We start from the raw sequence: 3,727 nt of genomic DNA, 5'->3' as shown, positions 1-3,727 counted from the left end.
GCTGACCCAGGGTTCCCTGAGCCTGGCTGAGGGCAAGAATCATCGCCAGTTCATCCCGGGAATGCGGCGCATCGCCGGCATGCTGATCCAGACGCAGGGCAAACAGACGCAGCACAATGCGTGTTGCCCCGTTGAGAATAAAAATGGCGGGATACATCAGCCAATAGAAGGCGTAGAGCGGAGCGCCCGTCCACAGGGAAACAGCTTCGACTTTACGAATGGCCAGAGATTTGGGCACCAACTCACCAATCACAATAACCACGAATGAAACCAGGGCAAAGCCCACTGCCAGGGCGATGGAATGGAGCAGAGCCGGGTCTCGAACTCCGAAAAACCGGAACACCGGCTCCAGTAGATGCGCCATGGCGGGCTCACCAATCCAGCCTATTCCCAGAGAGGCAAACGTAATGCCCAATTGTGTGGCAGAAAGATAAGCATCCAGACGCGCATGCATCCGCACCAGAATTCGCCCACGCAGCCCATGTTCCTGGGCCAGCGTACGCGCATGGGTACTGCGCAGGCGGACCAGAGCAAATTCGGCCGCCACAAAAAATCCATTGAGAAAAATCAGGAGGGCTGCCAGTAGCAGCCCGTTTGCCTCAGTCACCGGGGCAGGCCCCCATCTGCAGCGTTTTGCTCGGAATGTGTTTAGTCATCACTGGCGATGAGTTGCTCCAAACCGGCAAAGCTTTGCACCACATCATTACTTTGCAGGGCTACACCCAGCTGCCGGGCAATCTGGCTGATAGAGAAAATTCCACGTATTTCAATGCCATGTGGCGTCTCTTCACGTACCAGAGCGTGCTGGCGGCCGGCCTTGCGCAGGGTGAGGACAATGTCTCCTACAGTGGAGCGTTCTACTTCGGGAAAATCCAGCACATCAATTTGTCCAAGGGGCACCATGATATTCTGGACCTTGATGTCATCACGGGCGACATGCTCTTCTGCAGCCAGCCGCACCGGCTTTTCACCCATGATGTCCCGGGCGGTAATCAGGCCGACCAGGGTCCCCAAATCATCCAGAACAAATAACAGGCGTACGCCCACATGAATCATGCGCTGCATGGCCTGATCAATAGTGGACTCCGGCTTGGTGGATGCGGCCGGGACGCGGCGCAGATCCGTCATGCTTTTCAGTGCGGAGTCTTCCGGCTTGAGACTCAAGGGCAAACCATTGTCAAACAGACAAATGCGGGTATCCGGCTGGAGGCCATAACGTTGTAAGGCACGGAATCTTGTCATCTCTTTTTCTCCGTAAGTTTAATGATAGGGAAACAACTCTCTGTAAATACAGCATAGCGCAAATCAGACAGTGCTATTTGCGGCCGCAAAACCCCTTTGCAAATCATCCCGCAGATCATCTACATGTTCCAGTCCGACACTGATGCGCAGCAAGCCGTCGCCAATACCTGCAGCAGCCCGGGCTTCGGGACTGACCCGGCTATGGGTCGTGCTGGCCGGGTGGGTGATGGTGGTTTTGGCGTCCCCAAGATTGGCAGTCAGGGAAAGCAGGCGCAGGCCATTGACGAAAGCCCAGGCTGCCGCCTGCCCACCTTTCAGATCAAAGGAGAGGATGGCACCTGGACGTTTTTGTTGCTGCGTGGCCAGGGCATATTGCGGATGCGTTTTCAGGCCTGGAAAATACACTTTTTCCACTTCCGGACGGCTCACCAGCCACTCAGCAATTTGCTGGGCGTTCTGACAATGCTTTTCCATGCGCAAAGCCAGAGTTTCCAGTCCTTTAAGCTGCACCCAGGCATTAAACGGACTCAGGCTGGGGCCGGCGGTGCGCACAAAATTGCGGGGTCCATTATTCAACAGGGCGTTACTGCCGCACACGGCACCACCCAGAGTCCGGCCCTGCCCGTCCAGATATTTGGTGGCAGAATGTAACACCAGATCGGCCCCAAACCGCAGAGGTTGCTGAAGTATCGGAGTACAGAAACAATTATCCACCACCAGCCAGGCGTCGTGTTGATGCGCCAGATCGGCCAAAGCCGCCATATCGCCAATTTCCGTCAGGGGATTGGAAGGGGTTTCCAGAAACAGCAAACGGGTTTGCGGACGAATGGCGGCTTTCCAGGCCTCCAGATCCGCCAGGGGCACAAAGGTGGTTTCCACCCCGAAACGTCCGAGAATGGTGCTGAGAAACTGTACCGTCGTACCGAAAATGGAACGCGATGCGACAATATGATCGCCAGCCTTCAATAACCCCATGAAGGCCGTCATGCAGGCGGCCATTCCTGAAGCGGTCGCTACACAAGCCTCAGCACCTTCAAGAGCGGCCAGACGTTCTTCAAATGTGCGCACTGTCGGATTGGTAAAGCGCGCGTAAATATTCCCCGGGACTCGCCCGGCGAAACGCTCGGCCGCTTCTTCAGCGGAGTTGAATACAAAACTGGAAGTCGGGAAAATGGCTTCGCTGTGTTCCTGTTCCTGGGTTCGATGAATGCCCGAACGAATGGCGAGGGTTTCCGGACGCAATTGAGCAGTCCAATCCGCATCCTGATTTTCTGAACTCATTTCACCTCCTTGAGCAGGTGCAACTGACGGGAGCCATGACCTTCCGGGGTAGGCAACGGATAGTCGTCACTGAAACAGGCATCACAAAATCCCTGGGTGCGCGCACCCACCGCTTCGTACAGCGCTTCCAGACTGATATAGCCCAAGCTGTCCGCCCCGATGATTTTACGCACTTCCTCAATACTATGCTGGGCGGCAATCAATTGGGAGCGGTCCGGGGTATCAATGCCGCAATAACAGGGGCCCGTTGTCGGTGGTGAACTGACCAGAAAATGTACTTCACGCGCCCCGGCAGCGCGCACCAGATTGACGATTTTGGCACTGGTAGTGCCGCGCACAATCGAGTCATCTACCAGAATGACGCGTTTACCACGGAGAATATTGGGTTGGGCATTGAGTTTGACCTTGACGCCAAAATCGCGGCCACGCTGGGCGGGCTGGATAAACGTGCGACCGACATAATGATTACGGATCAGGCCCAGCTCAAAGGGAAGACCGGAAGCTTCTGCATAACCCATGGCCGCAGCGACACCCGAGTCCGGCACGGGTACCACCAAATCAGCCTCGCGCGGGTGCAGATGGGCAAGGGCCTTGCCAATCTGCTTACGCGCCGAATACACATGGGTGCCATCCAGCACACTATCAGGTCGCGCAAAATAAATGTATTCAAACACACACATTCTGCGTTCGGCAGGGGCAAAAGGCTTGCGGCTTTCAATGCCCTCCTTGGAAATAATGATGAGTTCGCCGGGCTCAATATCCCGGACAAATTCAGCACCCATCAAATCCAGGGCACAGGTTTCGGAAGCCAGCACAAACCCCCCGGAATCAACAAGACGACCAAGAACCAGGGGACGAAAACCCATGGGGTCGCGCACGCCGATCAGGCGGGTTTCGGTCAGGCAAACCAAGGAATAAGCACCCGAAACCTGTTTCAGTGCAGCAGCGAGACGGGTTCCAGGGTCGTCTCCGGGCACTCGCGCCAGCAGGTGGACGATGACTTCCGTGTCCATATCCGTGTGAAAAATAGCGCCTTCCTGTTCCAGACGAAGGCGTAATTCATCCGCATTGACCAGATTACCATTATGCCCGACAGCAAAAGCGCCATGCCGGTAATTGATAAAAATCGGCTGAGTATTCCTGAGCACAGAACCGCCCGCCGTGGAATAACGGACATGGCCAATGGCCTGCTCACCGGGCAGTT

At 55.7% G+C, this 3,727-nt stretch carries 4 protein-coding genes; all 4 read right to left on the bottom strand.

What is annotated here, in order from left to right; all coding sequences use genetic code 11:
- The coding region (locus AC2VLY_RS11035) for a CNNM domain-containing protein (protein WP_486922277.1) at positions 1-607 on the bottom strand (607 nt) is incomplete at its 3' end.
- Positions 608-648: 41 nt separating this feature from the next.
- Positions 649-1,242: a CBS domain-containing protein gene (locus tag AC2VLY_RS11030; protein WP_486894137.1), complete on the bottom strand. Its 594-nt coding sequence runs from the start codon at positions 1,240-1,242 to the stop codon at positions 649-651.
- A 63-nt stretch (positions 1,243-1,305) separates the two neighbouring features.
- Positions 1,306-2,523, bottom strand: a complete 1,218-nt coding sequence (locus AC2VLY_RS11025; protein WP_193649674.1) for an O-succinylhomoserine sulfhydrylase — start codon at positions 2,521-2,523, stop codon at positions 1,306-1,308.
- On the bottom strand, positions 2,520-3,727 hold a 1,208-nt coding region (gene purF / locus AC2VLY_RS11020; protein ID WP_486922276.1), incomplete at its 5' end, for an amidophosphoribosyltransferase. The genes purF and AC2VLY_RS11025, both read right to left, overlap by 4 nt.

The organism is Acidithiobacillus sp. TH-A36 (assembly GCF_057473445.1).
This window is presented reverse-complemented; position numbering and strand designations above follow the sequence as displayed.